This window comes from Pseudarthrobacter sp. NamE2 (genome assembly GCF_005796205.1).
Taxonomy (GTDB): Bacteria; Actinomycetota; Actinomycetes; order Actinomycetales; family Micrococcaceae; genus Arthrobacter.
In genome coordinates this window covers 345962-368221 of record NZ_VAHN01000001.1, presented here as the reverse complement: position 1 = coordinate 368221, position 22260 = coordinate 345962, and the positions used below count along the sequence as shown (strand labels likewise).

Genomic DNA, 22260 nt, shown 5'->3' with positions numbered 1-22260 from the left:
AAGTCACAATACCCACGGGCCCGGGCCGCAATCCGGGCTGGCCGGTAAAGTTGGTCCGATGCCTTTCCTCAACAACATCCAGCGCTGGGCCGACGAAAGGCCCCACGACACCGCCGTCGTGATCTCAGGCCGGCGCCTGGCGTGGGCCGAATTCCGGGATTCCGCCGCGGCGCTGGTACCGGAAACCAAGGCGGTGACCGCGCTCTGCACACCGAATTCCGTGGACTTCGCCGTCAGGTTCGCCGCGGCCGTCGCCGGCGCGCGGCAATGCGCAGTCCTGGACCCGGCATGGCACCCGCAGCTGCAGGAAGACCTTGTCCGCCGGGTCTACGCTTCAGCAGTACCGGAAGCCGTCTCGACCGACGACCGGCTGATCGACGGGCCGCCAGGCAGCACCTTCCTCATCGGCCTGACCTCCGGCACCACATCGGTGCCCAAGGCGTTCACCCGGTCGCGGCAGTCCTGGGAAAAGTCCTTTGAGGCGTCAATCGAGTTCTTCGGCCTCCGACAGGACGACGTCACCCTGGCGCCAGGGCCGCTGGCGTCGAGCCTCAACCTTTACGCCCTCTCCGAGTGCCTCTACGCAGGATCCGAATTCCAGGCCCACGGGCATTTCGACGTCGGAGACGTCCACGCCGCCATCACCCACGACCGCGTCACCCGGCTGGTGCTGGTCCCCACCATGTTGCGCATGCTCAGTGAGCGCGGCCTGACCGGATGCGTTGACGCGTCCGGCGTCCGCACCATCATCTGCGCGGGCTCGAAGCTGGATGCCCGGACCCTGGAAGCGGCCCGGCGCTGGGCCCCGAACGCCACCATCTTTGAGTACTACGGCGCCTCCGAATTGAGCTTCGTATCCGGCGCCGGACTGCCCGCCGGCAGTACGCCGGACATAGGCGGAACCGGCACCGGGCGCCCCTTCCCCGGGGTGGAGGTCCGCATCCTTGACGACGGCGGTGCGCCGCTGCCTGACCGGGAGGCCGGCAACATTTGCGTCCGCAGCGCGCTGGTGAGCAACGGATACCTCTGGGGTGATGACGGGCAGGCCCTGCGCTCCTTTGGCGACTGGTTCACGGTGGGCGACCAGGGCTACCTGGACGCAGGCGAACTGCACATCCTGGGCCGGCGGGCTGACATGATCCTCACCTCCGGAAAAAACGTCTACCCGCACGAAGTGGAACTGGCGCTTGCTGCGGTCCCCGGGGTGGCGGCCGCCGTAGCTGCCGGCATGCCGGACGACCTGCGGGGGCAGCGTGTGGTGGCGGGTGTTGTCCCGTCCCACGGCGGAATCACGGCCGCCCAGTTGCGGGCCGGCCTGGAGGACCTCCTGCCGCGGGACAAGCGTCCGCTGCAGTACTTCGTCCTCGCCGGCCTTCCGGTCACGGACCGCGGAAAGGTGAGCAGGACCTTGCTGCTCGAATGGATCCGCACCGGTGATCCCAAGGCACGGTCACTTGGCTACTGAGCTGCTGCCGCCCGACCGGCAGCCCGTGATCATAGCCGCCCTGCGGACGCCGGTCGGCCGTACCGGTGGTGCGCTGGGCAAGCTGCGCGCCCACGAGTTGCTCGCGCCGGTGCTGCGGCAGCTCCTCACAGGCACGGGCACGGAATCGGCAGCTGTGGACGATGTTCTGATCGGGAACGCCGTGGGCGGCGGCGGCAACGTGGCGCGTCTCGCGTTGTTGGAGGCCGGACTGCCGGTGGGTGTCCCGGGCGTCACGGTGGACAGGCAGTGCGGATCCGGCCTGGATGCCATCGTCCTCGCAGCGCGGCTGGTGGCGGCTGGAGGCAGCCCGCTGTACCTGGCAGGGGGAGTGGAGAGCACCAGCACTGCGCCGTTGCGCGCCCACCGGACGGACGACGGCGGCGCGGACTTTTACCGGCGCGCCCAGTTTGTGCCGGCCAGCTTCGGCGATCCTGACATGGGCCAGGCGGCCGAGACGGTGGCGGAAAAATTCGGTGTGGGCCGGGAGCGCCAGGATGCCTTCGCCCTGGAGAGCCACCGGCGCGCCCTGGAGGCCGCACGCAACGGCCGTTTCACTGACGAGATTGTTCCATTGCAGAATGCTTGCGGCCCGGTAGCCGTGGACGACGGACCCCGCCGCGGCCTCACCGCCGCGGTGATGGCGAGGTTCCCGCCCGTCTTCGTGGAAGGCGGGACTGTCACCGCAGGTAACTCCTGCTTTGATGCTGACGCCGCGTCCGCCGTCGTCATCACGTCCCTTGAACGTGTCCGGCGCCTGGGTGCCCGGGACGGCCTGCTGGTGCTTGGCGCCGGGACCGCGGGAGTGCACCCTGAGGTCCTGGGAGTCGGCGCAGCCGTCGCAGCAGAGGGTGTCCTCGCCCGGGCGGGCATCGCGTCCGAAGCGTTGGACTTTATCGAGTTCAACGAGGCGTTCGCGTCGCAGACGCTGGCATGCCTCGACCAGCTGGGAATCCGGCCGGAAAGGGCAAACCTCGACGGCGGCGCGCTGGCGTTGGGGCACGCCTACGGGGCCTCGGGGGCGGTTCTGGTGACCCGCCTGTTTGCGCAGGCGCGCCGTGCCGGTGTTTCCGGGAGCCGCGGAATGGCGATGATCAGCAGTGCCGGTGGCATGGGCACCGCCGCCCTCCTGGAGTTCAGGCAGCTCGCCGAGGATTGAGCTGCTGGAGCCGCTTCAGTCCTCCGCTTCGCCGAGGCCCCGGGCTGCCAGCGCCTCGCCCGTCTGGCGGGCAAAAGCCACCGAGGTGATGAACACGGGGAGCACCAGGGCCCGGGGGTTGCGCTCCAGGCCGCGGGCACGGGCGGAGTCCCGGACGTCGGCGAAGGTCCCGGCAATGTAGGGGATGCTCCGCAGCATTATCCCGATGGTGAGCGCAAAGCGCTCAGGGTCGGCGCCGAACTTTCTAAAGGGGGTTGCGGCTTTGACGACGCCGTCCAGGAGTTGCTGCACCGGGGTGGTGGCGGTCAGGAGGGAAGCCGCCACCACGCAGACCAGGATGTTGAGCACGATCCTGGCCGCTGTGGGCGCGCCCAGCTGCCACCACTGGAACAGCCCGATCACCAGCAGGACCGCGGCAAGGGGGCGCACGGCGCCCCACAACCGTTTGATGCCTGCGCCGGTGAGCAGGAACAGCCCGCACAGGGCCCCCAGCACGGCCAGCGATACCCGCCAGTCCACAATCACGAAGGATGCCAGGCCGCAGGCAAATACCAGCAGGAACTTGACCGCCAGCGGTGTCCGGTGGAGCAGGGAATTGCCGGGGACGTAGCTGGCCAGCAGGAAACCGTGGCCCCTCATCGCCCCGGACCCCGCAGATCCGGGGCCTGCGCTTCTTCCAGCCCTGCCATGCACAGGGTGCGGTAGGCAGCCACGGCGGCGGCAGCAGCTCCGTCGAACATCACCCTTCCCTTTTCGACCACCAGCACACGGTCCATCTCCAGGGCCAGCTCGAGGTCGTGGGTGGACATGATGATCTGCTGGTCCAGTCCGGCGAGGGTCCGGCGCAGGAGTTCGCGGTTGCGGAGGTCCAGCAGCGTGGACGGCTCATCCAGGACCAGCACGGCGGGGTCCACCGCGAGTACGGCGGCGAGGGCCATCAGCTGGCGTTCACCGCCGGAGAGCTCGTACACGCTCTGGTCCGCCAGGTGGACGAGCCCCAGCCGGTCCAGCGCGGCCTCGGCCAGCCTGCGCCGCTCGGCGCCGTTCTTTGCGGAGCGGCGCAGGGAGAGTTCCACGTCCTCCCGGCCGGTCGGCATGACCAGTTGGGAGAGGGGATCGGTGAAGACGAAACCTACGTTGCGCCGGACCTTGCGGACGGCACTGGCCGTATCGTCGCCGTCGACCGTGACCTTTCCGGCGGTCGGCTGCACCAGGCCGTTGACCAGGCGCAGCAGCGTGGACTTACCGGAGCCGTTGGCGCCGATGACGCCCACCCGCTGCTCCTCGAGCCGGAGGTCCACACCGTCAAGGAGGACCTTGGGCTCGGGGGAGGTGTCCGTCGGCACGGCGACAGACACCTGGTCAAACAATATTGCCGGCATGCGCAGCTCCTAGGCTTTGCCGGGCAGGACTGAGCTGCGCTGAACGCGGCGGACCAGGATGTCGGGAAATGCGCGGTGGAGGGCGACGGCAATGACGGCGGCGAGGATATTCTTGACGATGTCGCCGGGGTAGAAGACCAGGTCACCCAGGAAGGCCTGTTCCAGCGTGGACTTGGTGTTGAGGGCGATACCGGCGATACCCAGGGTGTGCACCACCAGGATGCTGGTGCCCATTGCGGAGAGGAAGAGCCAGAGGGCGCGGGCCCTGGTGGTCCGCCGGATGACCACGGTGGCGAGCCACCCCACCACGCCGGCGGCGATGGGGAAGGCGATGATGTAGCCGGCGGACGGGCCGGCGAGGATGCCCAAGCCGCTGCGGCCTTGGCTGAAGATGGGCAGGCCGGCGAGCCCGAGGAGGACGTACAGTGCGACGGCGGCGAAGCCCCGTCCAGGGCCCAGGACCAGTCCGGTGAGCATCACGGCCAGGGTCTGGAAAGTGATGGGGACGCCGAAGCCGTTCACGGCCAGTCCGGGCACCAGGGCGGACCCCGCTACCAGGGCGGCGAAGACGGCGATTAATCCCAGGTCTGTGGCGTTCCAGCGGCGGCGCCCTGTGTTCGGTGTGCTGGTGACGGCTGTGCGGGTGTTGCTCATGGCGGTCCTGTCGGGGTTGTACAAGCGGAATCTCATGTACTGCCGACCCTACCGGGATGGTACTGGGGCCATTTTGTAGGGGCTCTACTAAAGCCGCTGCCTGCTGCTGAGGGCTGGGTACAACTGTGGTCCGTAGTAACAGGCACTGGATGGCACACCTTTAAAGGAAACTGAACTATTGGACAGCGGCGCCTTTTCGTAGAGGGCCTTCAACTCGTAGCTGACCTTGGGTTCGCTGGCCGTCACCTTGAAAGACACTTGGCCTGGTGTGAGTGGGATTAAGGAGAGCGCGCGCGTCGTTTCCCTACTCGGCTCCAGGCATTCGACTTCCTCTACGCCGCCGCGCATCCCGTACCCGACGTGGACATCCATCTCCGCGACCGGCTCGTCAGTGGGCTCACGGATGCCTCGGCCAACGCTGCCTGGGCGATCGAGTCGAGCGAGCACATGGTTGACAAGCCCAGGGTCTTCGCCGAGGCGCACCGCGTGTTGTCGCCCGGCAGCCGCTTTATCGTGTGCGCGTGGCTCGCCGAGACAAATGCCAGCGGTTGGAAGGTTCGCCCACCTGCTCGAACCGATCTGCCGTGAAGGGCGCCTGCCCTCTCTGGGCACGAGCGAGGACTATGAGGTGATGGCACTGGCGGCGGGCTTTGGGATCGCTGGCGGATGTCAGTGGCGGTGTGGCGCGCACTTGGACGATTTGCGCCCGGCGACTTGTGAAGCCCTTGCTCGTCGATCGGCAGACCCGTCGCCTCGTCGTCTGGCGCACGCAATCACATCTACGTTCTGAGCATTCTCCGTCTGATCCTGGCCTACCGTACTGGTGCGATGCGCTATGGGATATTCACGTTGACCAAAGCTGAGGGAGAACGGGGCGCCACGCGAACCCGGCAACTCAACGCAGCAGGAGCCAGCCTGATGGCCAACCCCACTACCGTCAAATCCCCCGAAAATTGGAAGGCAAAGGCACCGAGCCCGGGACCCTCACACTGTCAGGCAGCCCAGGCGAACAGTTGTACACCGGGCACCCTCTAGGCTTTGGATCGGAACCGTAGGGCTGCGGACCGTAACGGGGCAGCCATAGCCAGTCCCAACGGAGTGTGGCACGATCGAACCCACGGTAAGGAACCCGTTACTGGCGGTGAAGACACTCAGGTAGAGAGGCTTACGGTGACAGTCGTGCCGCCGCCGGGCCTGCTCTTGAGGCGGATTTGTCCGTTATGTGCTTCGATGATGGCTTTGCTGATGGACAGTCCGAGGCCGGCCCCGGGGACAGCGGTCTTCATGGCGTGGTCGGATCTGAAGAACTTGGTGAATGCATGCTCTTGTTCTTCCTCCGTCATGCCTATGCCCTGGTCCTGAATGGAGCAGGTGAACCGGTCGTTGTGTTGCCTCAGCCCGATTTTCACCTCGCTGCCATTAGGCGAAAACTTGATGGCATTGGACAGTAGCAGTGTGATGGCGCGGGTGAACTGTTCCGGGTCCACCTCGGCCTGAAGGCCGCCCGGGATATGGTTGTTGAGAGTTATACCTTTGGCCGATGCTTCAGGTTCCGCATTTCGGGCTGCCTGTTTCAGAAGTTTGGAGAGGTTAGCCGGTCGGCGGCGTATTTCGAGATCCTCCGAGGCGACGAGGAGAAGGTCGTTAATCAGGGTCAGCAAGCGTTGAGCATTTCTATCGATGACGTCGATGTACCCTGCATCGGGTTCATCTTTTAGGAGTTCCAGATAGCCGAGCATGGGCGTAAGGGGAGTTCGGAGCTCGTGGGATACCGTGGCGACGAACTTATCTCTGGCTTCGAGAGCCGTCACCAGGTCCGTGACATTAGTAAACGCCAGAACGGAGCCTTTCTGCCGACCTTCCTTGTCCTGAAGAGGTTTCGCTGTGACGGAAAAGCTTTGTTGCTGTTCACCAGCCCCGACGCGTATCAACTTGTTGGTGAAACTGTCACCCTTTAGTGCGAGTTTTGCTGGATGATCAGGCATTGCTTGGGCGGACTGATCAGGTCCTACCACGAACGGGTTGACGCCCGGCATTTGCTGAGCCATCGTCCGATCTGCTCGTAGGCGGCGGTTGGTAAGAATGTCACCGCCATCAGTATCAATGGCCCACACGCCTACGTTCACCGTCTCGAGGACCGCATCAAGTAACTGCTCATGATTTTTCGTGGACTCATGGAGGCGGACCAGTTCCCGGTCTTTCTGATCTCTGATGTTCCTGTGCTTCAGCACGCCTTCTGCTACCAGGTGGGCGGTGATAGCTAAACCTCCCATAATGACCGGAAACAGAATCATGCGAATCAGTTCCCTCTGTTCAATTTCACTTCCCAGCGCGAGCGGGGAGACGATAGTTCCAAGAAGAGGGGCCGTGATGGCCAACGCCAGCCGCGTCTTGCTGGCGCTTACGGCAAGCCAGATCACCGGGAACGCAATTAGCAGCCCTACGATGCTCAAGACGGGTCCGCCGACTTCTCTGGTAACGGCCAAAGCCAAGCAATCTGCCACAGGTATGACCACGAAGGCCGCGGCAGGAAGCCGGTTCCAGGGACAGGCGAGGCTGGCCACAAGAATCAGTAGATGGAGCACCAGGGTTATGAGGAAGACAGCGTTTGTAAGCGAGGCAGGGCTGAAAAGAAACGTGAAAAAAGTTATGAGACCCATTGCCAGCGATACCGGGATCTGGCATAAAACGATGGCCCGGCGCCTGCCTATCTTGCTGAAAAAGTCATCCAACGGCATAAAAACCGACGTATCCCGCATAATCACCGCGGCCCTTCCCCCCAGAAGTCAGATTAAAAGGCGTGGTGCCCGTGAGGACAGCATAAGGAAGAAGTACCACCAAAGCGCGGCATTACGCCTGCACGTGGGGTGTTGATCCCTTATCGGTACTTATTGTGATGATCCTGAGCTTTCCTTGATTCAGGGAAGTCCAACGCCAACCGATCCAGCGAGTCGGCGACGGTTTGTGGGAGCCGGCTGGTCGAAGGAGCAACCCACGTATATCGCTCAGACCAGCAAACACCACCGTTCCTGGGTGGAGTTCCGGGCGCGCCGAAGGACCTATAGGGAGAGTCCATTATCGCCTATATGGCGACCTTCTGTGATCGCCTTATGTCGCACCATTGCACTGGTGGCGCTCTGCGTCGCCAGTGACGTGGTACTTATTTTTCGGGGATTGGGAGTCCGTGCTGTGGTGACGGAGTTCCCTACGGCATTGATCATGCTGAAACGGATGGGTGCGGCCTACCTCGCGTGGTGGACTTTGCGGTCTTTTGCGGCCGCGCAGAAGCCACGGCATGGACCGGGTGTCTGCCCGGCGACGGCCAGCACATCGAAAGCCGCGAAAGAGGCCGGCAGCTCTTTGGCCAGGGTCGGCAAGGCTGCCCTGGAGGTGACCGTGCGTTGCTGCAGTGCGTCGAAGTCCAGCCAATCCTTGTTCCAGATGACGGCTTCGCCGTCCGGGACCACAAAAGGTGGCACCTGATCCTAGAGGACTGCAGCCACGCCCGGCAGAACCCGGGTAAGTTCCTTGCCCTGCCTGGACCAAAGCATCACCCGATCCGCATTCACGACGGCGAGGGTGAAGGAACCCATCCCACTTGGGCTCAAAATACGTTCCGTGTCGTCCAAGAATGCTTGACAGAGGCTCTGGGGTGGGTCTCCCGGGCTGCTAATCGGTGTAGGCGATTGAGGAGGTGGCGATTGAGAGGTCCAGGGCAGTTATTGGATCGAGTGATATCTGTAGTGCGGTCACACTAAGCGGGGTGGACTTTGTTGTGCCGGGGTAGCCGGGCTGGTCGGGTTGGACGTTGACCGTGATCGAGAGCAGGGCGTTGACTTGTTCGAGGGCTTTGGCCAGGGCCGGTCCTACAGGGCTGGTCTGTTCCTGGAGTGAAGTGTTGAGGGTTTCCACGACTCCCAGAATGAGTCCGTTGTGCAGTGCCTTGCCAGAGATGAAGGGCAGAGCGGCAGCCAGCCCCGAGGCCAGTGTGTCTAGGGCAGTGATTGGTGGGCTTAGCACGAGCAGTTTCAGTGACGTGGTTACCGGGGCAACGGGTGTCCCGGGGACGCCGTAGTGTAGGTCCAGCAGTTGACCGGTTGTTACGGGTCCGAGGCCAAGGCCTATTTCGCCAACGGGAATGCCCAGTGATCTGACGGTCACGGTTGCTGTGACACTGGCGGGGGTAGCGCGGATAGCCTGCTGTACTGCTGTGATGACCTTGGCTCGCCAGGTATCTAATACTTGGGTCAGTGCGGTGGACAGCTGGTTGGTTATGTCCTGGTCTAGGGCGATTTTTGTGTTCGGGGCCTTGCCGTTAAGGCTGTTGATCCCACCCTCGGCCTTAGCGAGGTTGATGCGGGCAACGCCGGAGCCGAAATCGACGGTAATGAGACCTTGAGCGTCGGTCATAGTGCTGGTGAGCAGGACCTTCGCGGCTGTCAGATCCAGTTGTGAAAGGTCAAGTTTCACTTCGGTTTCGACGTCGGCTGGGGTTAGGGAGTCGAGCCCACCAAGGAGCGGAGTGGACGCGGCGATGAGGTCCTGCGCGACTGCGGCGGAGAGTCCTGGTTGGGCGGCCTGCAGCTTGGAGTTTACGTCGCGGAGAAGCGTGTCTGCCCCGGCTGCTGCCGCGTCCAGTGTCGGCATGTCAGCGTTGAGGTTCAGGGCGGACGCCTGATAAGAGCGTTCTACTAGTGGATCGGGCAGTGGACCCTGCCAGCCATTGCCGAGATCACCGCAGTAGGTGAGTTCGGCGATACTTGACGCGGCCCCTACGTCCAGGGTTATGCCGGCCAGTGCCGTGGGGATAACTGCACCCAAGTTGAGGGTTGCCATGACTGGGGGATTGTCGGGGTTCTGCGTCTGTCCAAGTCCCAAGGCCCCGCCGCTGTCCGTGATTAGTCCGCTGGCTGCGGTGGTGTTGCCGTTGTTCAGCGTTTGACCCCATTGACTGTAGACGTCGGCGGATCCAACCGGCAGCCCGAGCGGGAGTGAGAGCTGCAGGAGATCGGTGTTGAGGGCGCTGGCATCCAACGGCGCCATGAAGGTGTCAGGGTTAATGCGTATGGCATTGGCGCTGGCGGTGCTGGTGCCGGCGCCGTCGTTGGTGACGCTGAGCCCATGCAGCGCGGCCACCGAGTCCAGGTTCGAGTTCAGCAGCGTGCCGGAGAGTTGCCGGGCCGAGGCCGTAGTAGTTGTTCCGCTGTCCTGTTCGCATCGGCCGTCCGTTCCAACGTTATGGGCGTGAACATACTCGTTGTCCGTCCAGGCCGCGTTTGTCAGAGTTGTACCGGTAACGGCCAAAGACGCGGCCATGATTCCACCCATCAGCAGGCCGCGTCTTAGTTGTCCCGCTGCCGCTGTCATTTGTTGCCTGCCTTTCTGCTGAAAAGCACAGCGATGAACCCGGCCCCGAGAGTGGCGGCCGCAGCGGCGAGGAGGCCTCCGCTTGCGATCCCGGTTTTGGGCAGGGCGCTGTCTTTTGTTGGGTCTTCGCCCATTACGGTAACTCCGAGCGCGAACGTGAAGGAGTCAGCTGTTTTGCTTCCGTAGGGCCTGGTCAGGGTGAAAAGTATGTGCGGGCTTGTGCCGGCGATGACATCCCCAACTGGAATGCGGGCCGTTGGCCCGTGTTCAAGTGCCACATCGGTCATGAGGGTTTTCACGCCGGAGGTGCAGCTCAGATGAGAGTCGGTGCCGCTGTAACCTGCCCATTGGGTCTCGCATCGCTGCGCTGTGAGGACATATCCCGTGTCGGGTTGTGTCAGCCCCCCATGCGGGATGAACTCCAAGGACGCGTTCGCAGCGGCTTGACCAGTCAGGTTCAGGCCGATCTGCCAGCTGAAACTCTCCCCGGGATCAAGCCAGGCAATTTCAAGAGGGGACACGGAGGACCTCAGGCTCAGCAGTCCCGGCTGACCGTTTTCAACAACCTCTACCATCGGTTCGAAAACATCTATCGGGGCGGCCGCCGCCACGGAAGGTGGGCCCAGGCATAAGGTGGCCGCGGCCACGAAACTGCCGGCCTTGGCCCACCGAAGGGCCGGCTTCAACCGGATCATTCGGAACCCGCCTGCAAAGACGCCAGCGGACCCGGGTTGTTCTTGGGCCAGAATGTCCAGGTGACAAGGGATGCCATGACAACGGTGCAGACGCCCATAAGCCCTGGAGTTTGCAGGCGCATGACCCAGTGGCCAAGGGCAGGTACCGAGAACAACAGTCTTTTGGCGGTGTGGACGTTATAGCGGACCGGGTCCTCTGAGCTGTTTGCGTCACCTTTCATGGTGAGGAGGACCTTTTGCGGATCCGCCGGATCGGCTACGTTACCAACAACGCGGTGCGTGACGGGGAGGGCAGAGCCCTCACGTTGGACCGTGGCCACTTCACCTTGCTGCAACGATGCGGCCGGGACTTCCTGCACCACGGCGATGTCACCGGGATTGATACCCGGTGACATAGACCCGGTCCGGAAGACAACCAGGCTGATGTTCAGCAGAACCCCGGCCAGGACAGCAAGCAGACTGAAGCCGCCAGCGAGGGCCAGGATCGTCAGCCCGGCTTCTTTACCGGCCTTCAGTAGCGGCCGTAGAAGGCGCTTTTGTGCGCTACTGCCCGACACTGCTGGTGAACCGCCATACGGGCACCGTGTTCAGCCCCTGAAGGTCAGCGCTGGCAGTGGCCGGAAGAGTCAGCGCAAAGCACAGGTTTTCCGGTTCACCCGGGGTCGCTGCGTCAGTGCCGGCGGCCAGAGGAAAGGTCGTGGCGGAGGCGGTTGTCAGGGCCGACCCTGCCGGCACGACCTCGGACCCGCCGCTCACGGTCCCGGCCTCGCACGCAGCCTTGCCCACACCCTTGAACACGCCATAGGTCAATGCAGCGTACAGGGCCTGGCTGTTGTCCGCACCCCGGTTTAGAGCGGATTGAATACCCTCAGCGAGGGAAACATCGAGTGCTTCCGATCCCGCCACAGTCCGGAGCTGCATGGGAGAGTACACAGTCTTCCCCGGTATCAGCTTTCCGGGATCGACCGTGAAAGTCAGGGCACCACCGTTGGCATCCTTTTCATCCGTCCATTTCACGGCTCCGGACGCGCCGGCCCACGTGTTCTGCTGCATGCGGTAAACCCCGGTGCCAGGCGTGTTCGGCCCAGTGCCGTCACCGTTTCCCGAACCACCGAAAACCCACTCGTCATCCGTCCATGCAGCCAACGTCGCCGCGGCGCCTACGCCCAACACCAGGCCACCGGCAAGAAGTGCCCTGCCCTTGGTCCAACGGCTCGCTTTTACAGTTTCCATCACAACCCCCGAAAAAATAGAGACCTTGGCAAGCGGTCTTGTTCCGTTCTTGCCTCTTCCAAAACATCACAACCACTTGCCGTAAATTTGAAAGAGAGGGTCAAGATTCCCGAAATTGCGCATAAATGCTGTCGGGAACGAGTTCGACCGGTAGCCCATCGGGAACTGTCAGCACCCGAGGGAACCACCCGGAACGGTTAGAACCCAGTGGCTTCGCTGCGACAAACCAGCAGCTGGCTTGCTACATCCCTTTTTTGGAAGGGAGTCCGAGTGAATGCCGGCGGACAAGCTGGTCGGCGGCTAGTAGGACTTGGCTGGATGGGTGCCGGCTGGTGGCACAATTCGTTGCCGCGGAGCCTGCAGAAACGGCTGGAGAGCCGTGTGACCTGAACCTTACCGTTCACCCTGCAGTTTTTTAGGAGCGCCAAAGCTGCTTGGGCATGAGAAACCAATCCACCCCGCCAAGCCTCTGTCTCGTGCAAATAATTTTCAGTTATGAAAAGCACCGCCCCGCTGCCGCTGATGCCAGCAGGGGCACGCCAGCAGTCCTTTCCTTGGCTTGGGTCTTCTTCGCCGGAGCCATCATTGGCGTCCTGGGCGGCATGATTGGTTTGGGTGGTGCGGAGTTCCGGCTGCCCCTGCTCATTGGGGTCTCTGGCTTTGCCGCGCTGCAGGCCATCATCATGAACAAGGCCATGAGCCTGTTGTTGATCATCACGGCCCTGCCGGCACGCCTCGTCGCGGTCCCCATAGGGGAGCTCTCGCCCTATTGGATCATCGTCCTGAACCTCCTGGCCGGCATCATCACCGGCGGCGTTGCCGCCTTGATGGGAGTCGCGGACGGGGAACTGCGCATCTCCACGATCGTCATGCTCTACGGCACCGACATCAAGATCGCAGGCAGCCTGTCCCTGGCCGTATCTTTGCCCACCATGCTGGTGGCGTCCGCCCGGTTCAGCAGAGACAAAAGCTTTCGCCGTCCTGGGCCAGAACAAACGGTTCCTTCACGCGATGACGCTGGGCTCCATTACCGGGACGGTGCTCGGCGGCCTCCTGCTGGGCACATGGTTCCAGGCCTGGTCCTTATCCCGTTGTTCGTCCTGCTCCTGCTCCTGTCCTCGATCAGAGCCGGGAACCATCACTAGACACGCAACCGGTCACTGCAGCCTGGGACAGGAATGCTTTCTGGTGGGGCGCCGCCTCGAAGAGCCGCCTTCTCCCTAGCGCGATCGCAGCAGGTCGAGCACAGCCGGAAACGTTGTCACCCCATCTTTCGCCATAAAGTGCCCGGCTTCAGGGTGGACCTGCAGCTGTGCGTCGAGGCGTTTGGCGAGGTCATCTGATGCTGCCGGCGGCACAAAAGGGTCCGTGTCGGAGCGGATTACAGTCCGCTTACGGATGTTCCTCGCCAGGCGTTCCACGTCAACGTCAGTTGCGAGGTATCGGTCCAGTTCCGGCAATGCCTCCAGCGGTACAACGAAGCCGGCTACCAGGACAAGACCTCCCAGCTCCCACGGCTCCGGCATGGCTGCAAGCACCCGTAGGGCAGTAATTGCACCGAGAGAATGCGCAACTATCACCGTTCGTCCGTCCGGCACTCCAAGTGCTGCATTGACCGCTCTCTCCCACGCTGCCGGTTCAGGAGCGTCCGGGGCCGGGAGGGGGACGGCCGTGACATGTGTGCCTTCAGCCTCGAGCGCCCCTTGGAGCCAAGGAAACCAGTGTGCGTCCGGCGCCGCTTCGTATCCGTGAACAATGATGGCGCGCTGGACGGGATGAGTCGGGCTGACGCTGGTTTCTTTGCTCATAAGCTGACCCTATGGCTTATCCGCACCGGGGGTACAGGGGCAAGCACTGAAGGAAAGCACCGAAAGCCCTGCCAGCCCGCCGGCCATAGCATCCTCGCTGTTGGCCCTGTAAATGTGCGCCCATCTATGGTGGGATTGCCTGATCGGACACGGAAACGGAAGCCACAGGAGGAACATCGTGAGCGAAGGAACACAAGAGCAGCCCACCGGCGAACCCAACGATCCTCAGACCGAGAAACCGAGCACCAAACCCGAGGAGAGCCGTCCCATCACGGAAGACCCCGACGGTACACCGGTTGAAAACCCTTCGGGAGGATGAAACTCTCGTACCATAGCCGCTTTGGTTACTCCCGGTATCGTCCGGTCCTCCCGGATGCCAAGGGTGATCCCCGTCTTTCTATTTCATTATTTTTGACCTGATCCGGGTTTGTTGATGGGATCCGTGAAGCGGTAGCGCTTAATCTCAGGTCCCTGCACGAGGACCGCGATGGCGGTAACAGGCGGGGGACGATCCACGGCGGACGGCGTTGAACCTGACTGAGCAGGGCAACTGGCAGCCCCACGAGCTGTGGTTGCGGTACTGAACGAACGGCAGGCAGGCGCAACAATTCGAGTTCGATTCCTAGCTGCACGCCATGAACGAGCTGAGGCGCTTTGGGCTAGAGATCCTCTCCATGGGCTTTGGAAGACATCGCCGGCTGAGACCCGATACCCGCGTTGTTCCTCCCCTGTATGGTGCCGTCAAACCAGGTCAGGTGCGCTGGCGATGATGTAGTCGGCCGCTGCCGGTCCTTTCATGCCCAGGTGGTTGTGCCCGGGTTTAATGTCATGCTTCTCAAGCGCCTGCCAGAGGGCCTTTGGGGCCTGCGGTTCTTCGCTGTTGAGCAGGCACCAGCTTGTGTAGAGTCCGTACAGCTCGTCCGGACCCAGACCCATCTCCCTGTCCTGTCCATCATCAACTGCCTGGGTAAGAAAAGCCTCAAAATGCGGATGGGTCATGACGGATGCCTTTCATCAATACAACAGGAGCGATGCGTCCGGGCCCACCCCGTACGCGTGATGCAATTGGCCCGGAACTTAGCGGCTTGCACGCCTCGAGCGGGTAATTTCATTGGGGTTTCGACGTTTGTTGCCGGGGTTATGTGCGGTTTCCCGGCCATTGCGACGGGCTTCAGGGGGCGGGGTAGGGGGCGGCGCTGAGGGTACGGGCGAGGTGTGCGGCGTTGCGGGCGGCTCCGGCGGTGGTGGCGGCGACTTTTTCGGGAACGCTGTCGAGGTCGTTGTAGTTCACGGTGTGCATGGCCTCGCCGACCCAGTAGGTGCCGCCCTGGGCCGGGATGGTGAACCCGACGTCGTTGAGTGCCTGTTGCATGTCGGCGTTGACTTTGTGGGCGCCGTCTTCGTTGCCCACTACGGCGACGATCGCTACTTTGCCGTACATAACGGGCCGGCCGGCGTCGTCTGTTTCGGACAGGTCGGCGTCGAGGCGTTCGATGACGCGTTGGGCGAGGCTGCAGGGGTGGCCCATCCAGATGGGGGTGGCGAGGACCAGGATGTCGGCGGCGAGGATCCTGTCGCGGATCCCGGGCCAGGCGTCGCCGTCGCCCATATCGATCCGGACTCCGGGCATCACGTTGTGATCGACCACCCGCAGTGACGCCGTGACCGTGCCCTGGTTTTGCAGTGCATCAAGGACGTGGCGTGCCAGCAGCTCGCTGCTGGACGGCTCCGGTGTGGGGGTGAGGGAGCAGATGAGGGCGAGTGCGGTCAGGTCAGCCATGGGTCATCCTTCTTTGTGTTGAGTTTGTCGTAGTAGAGCCTGGTTCTGCTGCCGGTTCCGCCCATCAGGCGTTACCCACTCACTGCGGGACGGGACTAGGTGGGTAACGCCTCCCGAGCCAGACGATAACGGGGAAAGCATCTTCTGTGAAGACTTGCGCCACCGTCAGGTCTCTGCCGGGAAGGTCTCACCGGCGGGTCTTATGGGGTCGCACGGGCGCAAAGGCACGCGCAACCCGTTGGGCAGGGGGGCAGAACGCTGGGGTGTCAGTGGTGTTCGACCCAGCAGGCGAGGATCGTGGTGGAGAGCTGGTAGGCCAGGGCAATCCTGGTGATGCTGTCCGGCCCGATTGTGGCGGGCAGGTCGGTGGCGTCCACGTGCAGGACGAAGCTGTCTTTTTGAAAAACTGCCGATCCCTGTGCCGTTTCGTAGGCCGGGAAGCCAAAATTCGCCAGACCGTCAACGGGGGTGGCTTCTTGGGCGAGGGCCTGCATCGGGTCAAAGTAGTTCAGTGCCGATGCCTTGTCCGCGGCTTCCTGAACGGAGATTACCAGGTCCCCTTCGGCCAGGTGATACGTGCAGGTGAAGGTGTTGTTGGCCCAGTCACTGATGGTGTGCGGGGCAAAGTCGAGGTCCAGGATGGAGGCGAGCCTGTCCTTTGGCTGGTCCCCGCAGACCATCAGGGCAGCGTCGCTGGGCCCGCCCGCCTTCGCCTGCGGCGCAGCCGGTTCCTGGCCGTGATGCCCGCTGCCGGAGTGCCCGGCCGCTGCTGCTGCTGCTGCTGCCGGCGCGGTCGTCGCCGGAACCTCTGATGGCGCGGCAGCGGATCCGGTCGCTGCTGCGCAGCCGGACAGCAGCAGCGCGGTCATGGCCAGGGAGGCCAGCAGGGGGTTGCTCTGTTTCATGGCTCTTCCTTGTTCTGGCCGCCGTACTTTTTGAGTTGGCGGCCGTTGTCAGGTTTTGAGTGTGGCGTAGATGACGTAGTTGTCGTCGAACTCCCCGGTGGCGGGGTCGTAGCCGTCGCAGGTGATCAGCCGCAGTTCGGCCCCGTCCGTGTTGCCGTAGACCTCCAGGGTGGGAAACCCGTTTTTGGGATACAGGGCGCCGCGGTCCACGGTAAACACGGCCGTGCTGCCATCGGTTCGGAAAACGTTGATCTCAGCGCGGGGGGAGTTTGCGCAGGTCCGCGAAGACACCCTTGTTCCCGCCCAGAGCGTTCACGTGGCCCAGCATCACCGAGGGCCCGCCTTCCCCCGGCGTGGGCGAGAGGTTGTACCAGCTGGCGGGTGCGCCGTTGCCGGTATCCGCAGGGACTTCCAGGGAGCCGTTCTCCCGCAACCCCAGGTGCAGGAGGCCGGTCCGGAGCCCGATCGAGGGAATGCTCACGGTGAGCGGAGCCGAAGCCCCCATCACCGGCGGAAGCCGCTCCCCGGGCGGGGCGGCCGCGGGGGCAGCAGCCGAGGGTTCGGCCGGAGCCGGGGGCTGAACAGGGGCCGTGCCGGGCGCAGCCGGAGATGAGACGGAAGCGGACTGCGCAGAGCCGGCGTCGGGAGTGGCGGCGGGTCCGCCGGCGCAGCCGGCCAGGGACAGCAGGAGCAGAACCCCGGCCGCCGTGGAGGCCCCGAGACCTCCGCGGCGGCCGGAATTCATGATTGTCACAGCAGCATTCCGCTTAGCCGGTGCCTAGGCTGCTGCGTTGTGACGGTGGATGACGTAGGCGCCGCCGGCGAGGGCGACCAGGGCAAGGCCGCCGCCCAAGGCAAGGGCGCCGGTGTCGGTGCCGGACTCCTGGGCGACGCCGGTGTCAGCACCACCAGCCGGCATCTTCATCTGCCCGGCAGTCAACGTCCCGCACAGTGCAGGCGAGGTGGCAGCCAGCGGAAGGCTCGGAACAATATCGCTCTTTGCCTCCGCTGCTGCAGGGCTCAGGGTGGCCGGATCCAAACCATGAACGACCACCAGCGCGGTCCCTGCTTCCAGGGAAGCCTTGGTCTCGGCGTTCAATTCGAACGTGCGGTCCACAGTGTAGGAGGCACCCTGGCCGGCGAGCTTAAGATCCGTGCCGGCGGCCGGGCTGGTGTCACCGCTGGTGGACAGGGTGGTGAGGATGGGGCCGTAGGCGGGGTCACCCTCGGTGGTGGAAACGACGCCATCGCCGTTCGTGTCCGCGGAAGGGGCCGGGCAAATGCCCTGCTTGCCGCCGTGAATGTGCTGGACGTGCGGGTACGGGGCGTCCATGAACGTCGCGGGCAATCCCGAGACCTTCAGGACAACATGGGCCTGATTGCCGGTGACATCAACCGTGACGGTGCCGGAGGCAGAGCTCCCGTTGAGCTGGCCCAGGGTGGTCTGGTAGGACTGGTCCGCTGCCATCGCAGGGGAGCCGGACAGGGCGAGGGCGCCCAAAGCAAGGTGGGTACTGCCATGAAGCGGAGTGTCTTATTCATTTCAATTTCTCCTCATTCACGCATGTGATGTTGGCGCCCCAAAAGGAAGGACATACGTACTTCGAAACAACAGCCATAACGGATGGGTGCAAGCGTGTCCCGCCCCACAAACCCTTTTGCCCGGGCATTCCGCCAGGACGCGTTCCCCGGTAAGTCCGCGAACCTTATGCCCGCAGCGCAATGGCATTTGGAATCCGTGGGGCCAGGGAGCGCTATCCAGTCGTTGATCACGAACAAAACAAACCCGTACAACGCACCGGTGTTGACGTTGATGCCGGTGTTGCCGCAGCTTTTTCGCCGCCGGCGTGGAATTGGGCCCCGTGGTGTCCCTGGACGGCCACGCCGGCAGGCGGAAGAGCTTCCGATGTGGAGCTGGTTCATCCAGCCTCATGTTCGCGTCCCATGAAGAGACCCTTCAAACTGTCCTTGTGGAGTGGACGCGTGTGAAGGATTGGCTCATCGGTGCTGCCGGGATGCTCCTTGTCCTGGGAATTCTGGTTGGGGCCCTCTGGTGGGCGGGGAGCAAGCCGGCCAGCCGAGGTGAAGCGGTGCCGCCGCCGAACACCAGGGAAGCGGAGGCGGAGGCTCCCTCGGACCTGCGCGGTGACGAGCTGTGGTTCGGGGACCTGGTGCTGGATTCCGGAACGGTGAGGAGCGCCGGGTCGACGCTCCGTGACGTCCACGCAGTAGGGGAGGACGTCGTCACCGGCCCTGAGGGGACGGTTGTCGGGCGGCTCGCCGTGGATGCAACCGTGCCCTTTGATGTCGTCGCCCGTGAACTCGGCGGCGGAACCGTCGTCAGTGCAGCAGACAGCGGCCAGGCAAGGGTAGTCCGCACAATAGAGGCACTGGGCCGGGAACTGCGCGTCACCGCTACTGGCACGGTCCACGCGGAAGGCGGCAAACTCGTTGTCGAGCCACGCTCCATCGATCTTGGTGGTCCCGCCTTCTTCTCCGGGGGGACCGCGGCGGTGGTCCGCAGCCTCGTGACCATTGAACACGAAATTGAGGGCCTGCCCGCGGGCCTCGTGCTCCAGGACGTTGCAGTCCGCGACGACGGCATCCGCGCCAGCCTGCGGGGCGAGGATGTCAGGCTCGGCCCGTGAACCCATCCCTGTCCGTAGTCATTCCGTGCAAGGACGACGCCGCGTTCCTGGAGCATTGCCTGGCAGCACTAAACGCACAGACTGTCGTTCCGCTGGAGATCATCGTGGTGGACAACAATTCTTCCGATGACAGCGGGGACGTGGCAGCCAGGCATGGGGCGCGGGTGCTCGTCGAAAAAACGCCCGGGATCGCCGCCGCCGCTTCCGCCGGTTACGATGCAGCCGTTGGCGACGTGATTGTCCGATGCGACGCGGACACCGTTCCGCCGCAGGATTGGCTGGAGCGAATCGCTAACCGTTTCCTGCGCGAGGCCGACCTGGCAGTCCTCACCGGGCCCGGGGAGTTCTACGGCACGGGCCCGGTCCGTGCCCGGCTCGCCGGACTGGGCTACATGCAGGCCTACTTCCTGCTGATGGGCGCCGCGTTGGCCCACTGGCCACCGTTCGGCTCAAACTGCGCCTTCCGGCGCGAGGATGGGAAAGGGTCCGCCACCTCGTCAGCCACGATGAGAACGTCCACGACGACGTCGACCTCGGCTTCGTCCTCGAGCCCACGATGCGCACGGCGTACGACCGTCACCTGCGGGTCGGCATCTCCGCCCGCTCCCTGGAAGGAGGCGCCGCGGGGCGACGCCGCCTCCACCGCGCGTTCCACACGTTTGCCCTGCACTGGCGCCAGGTGCCGCCGTGGGAGCGCTGGCGCAGGAGCCTTCGTGCCGGCAGCGAGCGCCGCCGGGCAGCCGGAGGCAGTAACCCCCTCTTGTAGCGTTCACCCGATTGCCGGGCGGAACTGCGCGGGATAGAGCAACGGCAGCTGCAGGGTCAACCAGGGGCTGAAGGCCCACGGAGCAGCGGCCACGGCCGTTGTAACGTCCAATGGATCCGCCCACTGCCACTCCATGACCTCGTCATCACGCGGCGTGAGGGGGGAGGCAGCGCGGGCGGTGTAGACGGGGCAGATTTCGTTTTCGACCACTCCTGACGCGTCCACTGCCCGGTACCGGAAGTCCGGCAGCCGGGGCTCCAACTGATCCAGCCGAAGCCCCAGCTCGTACCCGGCGCGCCGCAGCACGGCATCTTCGGTGTCCTCCCCGGGGGAGGGGTGGCCGCAGAAAGAGTTGGTCCAGACGCCCGGCCACGCGCGTTTTGCGAGCGCCCGCCGGGTCAGGAGAAGGCGGCCGGCATCGTCGAAAACATGCACGGAAAAGGCCAGGTGCAGTGGGGTGGAGGCGGTGTGAACCGTGGCCTTGTCCGCGGTGCCGATGGGCGTTCCGTCCTCGGCGGCCAGGACAACCAGCTCTGCGCTGCGGTTCATTTCGCTCCCATGTGTTGTGCGTGTTTACTTCACCCATGGACAAGGACACCACATCAGCCGGTTCAATCGACAGCCGGCCCGTGGATGACGTCCTGACGTCCTTCTTCACGCGGGAGAAGTCGCGCGCCAAGGTGGTGCACGCCGACTACCACGCCATGTGGGAGCACCTTGAGGCCGGTACCGTAGGCGGCAAGCGCTTCCGCCCCCGCCTTGTGATGGCCGGGTACCAGCTGCTCGGCGGCTGCGACACAACCGCAGCTGCCACCGTGGCCGCCTCCTTCGAGCTGTTGCACACCGCGCTGATTGTGCGCGACGACGTGGTGGACCGCGATTTCACCCGCCGCGGCGTGCCCAACGTCTCAGGGACCTACCGCAACCTCGCCGCATCCCACGGCAGCAGCCCCGAACGTGCGGAACACACGGGACTGTCCATAGGCGTGATTGCCGGCGACCTGGCGCTGGCCAACGCATACCGGCTGCTGGGGGAGGTCGACGCCGAGCCCGCCACCCGGGGGAGGCTCAGCATGCTTATGGATGAATCCTGCCGTATGTGGCCAATATCGTTCCGTTCGCAGCCTTGGCGGACCGTGACGCCGAACAGGCCCACCGCGGCTGGGAACGGTTCCTGTGGCTTAACTATGTGACCGGGTTCTTCGTGGCCATGCTGCTGATCTGGTACGCGGCCGTCCGCTGAACCATGATGCCCTGGGCTTAACCGGGCCCGGCCCGGACCGTGCCTTGAAAGAATAGGGAGCATGGAATTCAACCGGCTGCTGCAGATCCGCCGGATCTTCGCGCAGCCTGCCGCGCTGGAACTTTCCCGGGGCCGGGAAATCGTTGACCGCTGGCCGGATGCCGAGGTGGTGCTGGTGGACAACCACTGGAACATCCCGGAACTGCACGGTGATGAGACCAACGTTCCCCGCTGGTCGCGGATCAAGACTGAGGCACTGGTCCTCGGCGTGAAAAAGGCCCTTACCGTCAAACCGAACGGCCGTTCCGCGGACTTCATCGCCCCGTCCACGGCCAACGGCTGCGCCATGGCGTGTGCCTACTGCTACGTCCCGCGGCACAAGGGGTACAGCAACCCTGTGACGGTCTTCGCGAACATTGACCAGATCGCAGGGTCTTTGGAGCGGCACGCCGCACGCCAGGGCATCAAGCTGGAGCCGAACCAGTGCGACCCGGATCTGTGGGTCTACGACATCGGTGAAAACAGCGACTGTTCTGTTGACGCACTCATCAGCGACAACGTGGAGGACCTTGTCGGCCTGTTCCGGGGGCTGCCCAACGCGAAGTTGTCCTTCGCCACCAAGTACGTGAACCCGGCAATGCTCGGCTGGGACCATGGCGGCAGCACAAGGGTCCGCTTTTCCCTCATGCCGGCGGCCCTTGCCAAGTCCATTGACGTGCGGACTTCCCCGGTCCCTGAGCGCCTGACGGCCATAAACGACTTCGTGGAAGCCGGCTACGAAGTGCATGTGAACTTTTCGCCGGTGATCATCACCGACACCTGGCTCATTGACTGGGAAGAACTGCTGCGCCAGCTCGACGAGGTGCTGACGCCCGCGGCGAAAGCCCAGCTGGCGGCGGAGGTGATCTTCCTGACCCACAATGAGGGGCTCCATGAGGTCAACCTCGGGTGGCATCCGCAGGCGGAGCAGGTCCTGTGGCGGCCGGACCTGCAGGAATCCAAGGTTTCCTCGAACGGCTTCAGCAACGTCCGCTACCGCTCCGGAACCAAGGCGCGCTACGTGCGGCAGCTCACGGATCTCATTGCGAAAATAGCGCCCTATTGCCGGATCCGGTACGCGTTCTAGGGATCGGACGG

25 protein-coding genes are annotated in these 22260 nt (G+C 63.9%); 8 read left to right on the top strand and 17 right to left on the bottom strand.

Annotated elements, in window-relative coordinates:
* Positions 1–58: 58 nt before the first annotated feature.
* Together FDW83_RS01795 and FDW83_RS01790 are read left to right on the top strand one after the other, a co-directional pair.
* Positions 59–1465 carry a class I adenylate-forming enzyme family protein gene (locus tag FDW83_RS01795; protein ID WP_138135887.1) on the top strand — a complete coding sequence of 469 codons (1407 nt, stop codon included), beginning with the start codon at positions 59–61 and terminating at the stop codon, positions 1463–1465.
* Positions 1455–2642, top strand: a complete 1188-nt coding sequence (locus tag FDW83_RS01790; protein WP_138135886.1) for a thiolase family protein — start codon at positions 1455–1457, stop codon at positions 2640–2642. The genes FDW83_RS01795 and FDW83_RS01790 overlap by 11 nt, the downstream gene beginning before the upstream one ends.
* A gap of 15 nt (positions 2643–2657) precedes the next feature.
* Here the strand turns inward: FDW83_RS01790 and FDW83_RS01785 are convergent, their stop codons facing one another.
* The 3 genes from FDW83_RS01785 to FDW83_RS01775 are packed head-to-tail and all read right to left on the bottom strand — an operon-like array spanning position 2658 to position 4678.
* Complete coding sequence (locus FDW83_RS01785; RefSeq protein WP_138135885.1) at positions 2658–3281, bottom strand: energy-coupling factor transporter transmembrane protein EcfT; 624 nt, start codon at positions 3279–3281, stop codon at positions 2658–2660.
* The gene (locus tag FDW83_RS01780) at positions 3278–4024 is read right to left on the bottom strand and encodes an energy-coupling factor ABC transporter ATP-binding protein (protein ID WP_138135884.1); all 747 of its coding nucleotides are present in this window, start codon (positions 4022–4024) and stop codon (positions 3278–3280) included. The genes FDW83_RS01785 and FDW83_RS01780 overlap by 4 nt, the downstream gene beginning before the upstream one ends.
* A 9-nt stretch (positions 4025–4033) precedes the next feature.
* Entirely contained in the window at positions 4034–4678 is a 645-nt protein-coding gene (locus FDW83_RS01775; RefSeq protein ID WP_138135883.1) for a biotin transporter BioY, read from the bottom strand.
* A 360-nt stretch (positions 4679–5038) separates the two neighbouring features.
* Here FDW83_RS01775 and FDW83_RS19355 point away from each other — a divergent pair, with 360 nt between their 5' ends.
* The gene (locus FDW83_RS19355; RefSeq protein ID WP_240720806.1) at positions 5039–5266 is read left to right on the top strand and encodes a methyltransferase domain-containing protein; all 228 of its coding nucleotides are present in this window, start codon (positions 5039–5041) and stop codon (positions 5264–5266) included.
* A gap of 563 nt (positions 5267–5829) precedes the next feature.
* Here FDW83_RS19355 and FDW83_RS01765 read toward each other — a convergent pair.
* From FDW83_RS01765 to FDW83_RS01735, 6 genes are all read right to left on the bottom strand, one after another.
* Entirely contained in the window at positions 5830–7437 is a 1608-nt protein-coding gene (locus tag FDW83_RS01765; protein WP_138135882.1) for a HAMP domain-containing sensor histidine kinase, read from the bottom strand.
* A 483-nt stretch (positions 7438–7920) separates the two neighbouring features.
* Positions 7921–8157 carry a hypothetical protein gene (locus FDW83_RS19350; RefSeq protein WP_240720805.1) on the bottom strand — a complete coding sequence of 79 codons (237 nt, stop codon included), beginning with the start codon at positions 8155–8157 and terminating at the stop codon, positions 7921–7923.
* Positions 8158–8347: 190 nt separating this feature from the next.
* Positions 8348–10045 carry a choice-of-anchor G family protein gene (locus FDW83_RS01750; protein ID WP_138135881.1) on the bottom strand — a complete coding sequence of 566 codons (1698 nt, stop codon included), beginning with the start codon at positions 10043–10045 and terminating at the stop codon, positions 8348–8350.
* A complete protein-coding gene (locus FDW83_RS01745) occupies positions 10042–10740 on the bottom strand; it encodes a hypothetical protein (RefSeq protein WP_138135880.1) in 699 nt (232 codons plus the stop codon). Before FDW83_RS01745 ends, FDW83_RS01750 begins: the two co-directional genes overlap by 4 nt.
* Entirely contained in the window at positions 10737–11297 is a 561-nt protein-coding gene (locus FDW83_RS01740; protein WP_138135879.1) for a signal peptidase I, read from the bottom strand. The genes FDW83_RS01745 and FDW83_RS01740 overlap by 4 nt, the downstream gene beginning before the upstream one ends.
* A complete protein-coding gene (locus tag FDW83_RS01735) occupies positions 11284–11973 on the bottom strand; it encodes a SipW-dependent-type signal peptide-containing protein (protein ID WP_138135878.1) in 690 nt (229 codons plus the stop codon). Before FDW83_RS01735 ends, FDW83_RS01740 begins: the two co-directional genes overlap by 14 nt.
* Before the next feature lie 554 nt (positions 11974–12527).
* Here FDW83_RS01735 and FDW83_RS01730 point away from each other — a divergent pair.
* Positions 12528–13118 carry a hypothetical protein gene (locus tag FDW83_RS01730; RefSeq protein ID WP_205754648.1) on the top strand — a complete coding sequence of 197 codons (591 nt, stop codon included), beginning with the start codon at positions 12528–12530 and terminating at the stop codon, positions 13116–13118.
* 75 nt (positions 13119–13193) lie between these two features.
* On the opposite strand, the gene FDW83_RS01725 is transcribed toward FDW83_RS01730, so the two are convergent.
* The 7 genes from FDW83_RS01725 to FDW83_RS01700 all read right to left on the bottom strand — a co-directional run bounded on the left by FDW83_RS01725 (position 13194) and on the right by FDW83_RS01700 (position 17967).
* Positions 13194–13781: an alpha/beta hydrolase gene (locus FDW83_RS01725; protein ID WP_138135877.1), complete on the bottom strand. Its 588-nt coding sequence runs from the start codon at positions 13779–13781 to the stop codon at positions 13194–13196.
* A 741-nt stretch (positions 13782–14522) separates the two neighbouring features.
* Positions 14523–14780: a hypothetical protein gene (locus FDW83_RS01720; protein WP_138135876.1), complete on the bottom strand. Its 258-nt coding sequence runs from the start codon at positions 14778–14780 to the stop codon at positions 14523–14525.
* Between the two features lie 172 nt (positions 14781–14952).
* Positions 14953–15561, bottom strand: a complete 609-nt coding sequence (locus FDW83_RS01715; RefSeq protein ID WP_138135875.1) for a flavodoxin family protein — start codon at positions 15559–15561, stop codon at positions 14953–14955.
* Between the two features lie 266 nt (positions 15562–15827).
* Positions 15828–16466 (bottom strand): hypothetical protein, encoded by a 639-nt coding sequence (locus FDW83_RS01710; RefSeq protein ID WP_138135874.1) that lies wholly within the window; start codon positions 16464–16466, stop codon positions 15828–15830.
* 48 nt (positions 16467–16514) lie between these two features.
* The gene (locus FDW83_RS19345; protein ID WP_240720804.1) at positions 16515–16685 is read right to left on the bottom strand and encodes a hypothetical protein; all 171 of its coding nucleotides are present in this window, start codon (positions 16683–16685) and stop codon (positions 16515–16517) included.
* A 34-nt stretch (positions 16686–16719) separates the two neighbouring features.
* Positions 16720–17220, bottom strand: a complete 501-nt coding sequence (locus FDW83_RS01705) for a class F sortase (RefSeq protein ID WP_240720803.1) — start codon at positions 17218–17220, stop codon at positions 16720–16722.
* Positions 17221–17244: 24 nt separating this feature from the next.
* A complete protein-coding gene (locus FDW83_RS01700; protein ID WP_240720802.1) occupies positions 17245–17967 on the bottom strand; it encodes a CHRD domain-containing protein in 723 nt (240 codons plus the stop codon).
* Between the two features lie 469 nt (positions 17968–18436).
* Between FDW83_RS01700 and FDW83_RS01695 the strand changes: the two genes are divergently transcribed.
* Together FDW83_RS01695 and FDW83_RS19715 are read left to right on the top strand one after the other, a co-directional pair.
* A complete protein-coding gene (locus FDW83_RS01695; RefSeq protein ID WP_138135873.1) occupies positions 18437–19114 on the top strand; it encodes an LmeA family phospholipid-binding protein in 678 nt (225 codons plus the stop codon).
* Entirely contained in the window at positions 19111–19917 is an 807-nt protein-coding gene (locus tag FDW83_RS19715; protein ID WP_205754647.1) for a glycosyltransferase family 2 protein, read from the top strand. Before FDW83_RS01695 ends, FDW83_RS19715 begins: the two co-directional genes overlap by 4 nt.
* Here FDW83_RS19715 and idi read toward each other — a convergent pair.
* Entirely contained in the window at positions 19884–20429 is a 546-nt protein-coding gene (gene idi, locus FDW83_RS01685; RefSeq protein WP_138135872.1) for an isopentenyl-diphosphate Delta-isomerase, read from the bottom strand. The genes FDW83_RS19715 and idi overlap by 34 nt on opposite strands.
* Before the next feature lie 35 nt (positions 20430–20464).
* Here idi and FDW83_RS01680 point away from each other — a divergent pair, with 35 nt between their 5' ends.
* Both FDW83_RS01680 and FDW83_RS01670 read left to right on the top strand, forming a co-directional pair.
* On the top strand, positions 20465–21073 hold the full coding sequence (locus FDW83_RS01680) for a polyprenyl synthetase family protein (protein WP_240720799.1): 609 nt from the start codon (positions 20465–20467) through the stop codon (positions 21071–21073).
* A 111-nt stretch (positions 21074–21184) separates the two neighbouring features.
* On the top strand, positions 21185–22249 hold the full coding sequence (locus FDW83_RS01670) for a spore photoproduct lyase family protein (RefSeq protein ID WP_138135871.1): 1065 nt from the start codon (positions 21185–21187) through the stop codon (positions 22247–22249).
* The last annotated feature ends 11 nt before the right edge of the window (positions 22250–22260 follow it).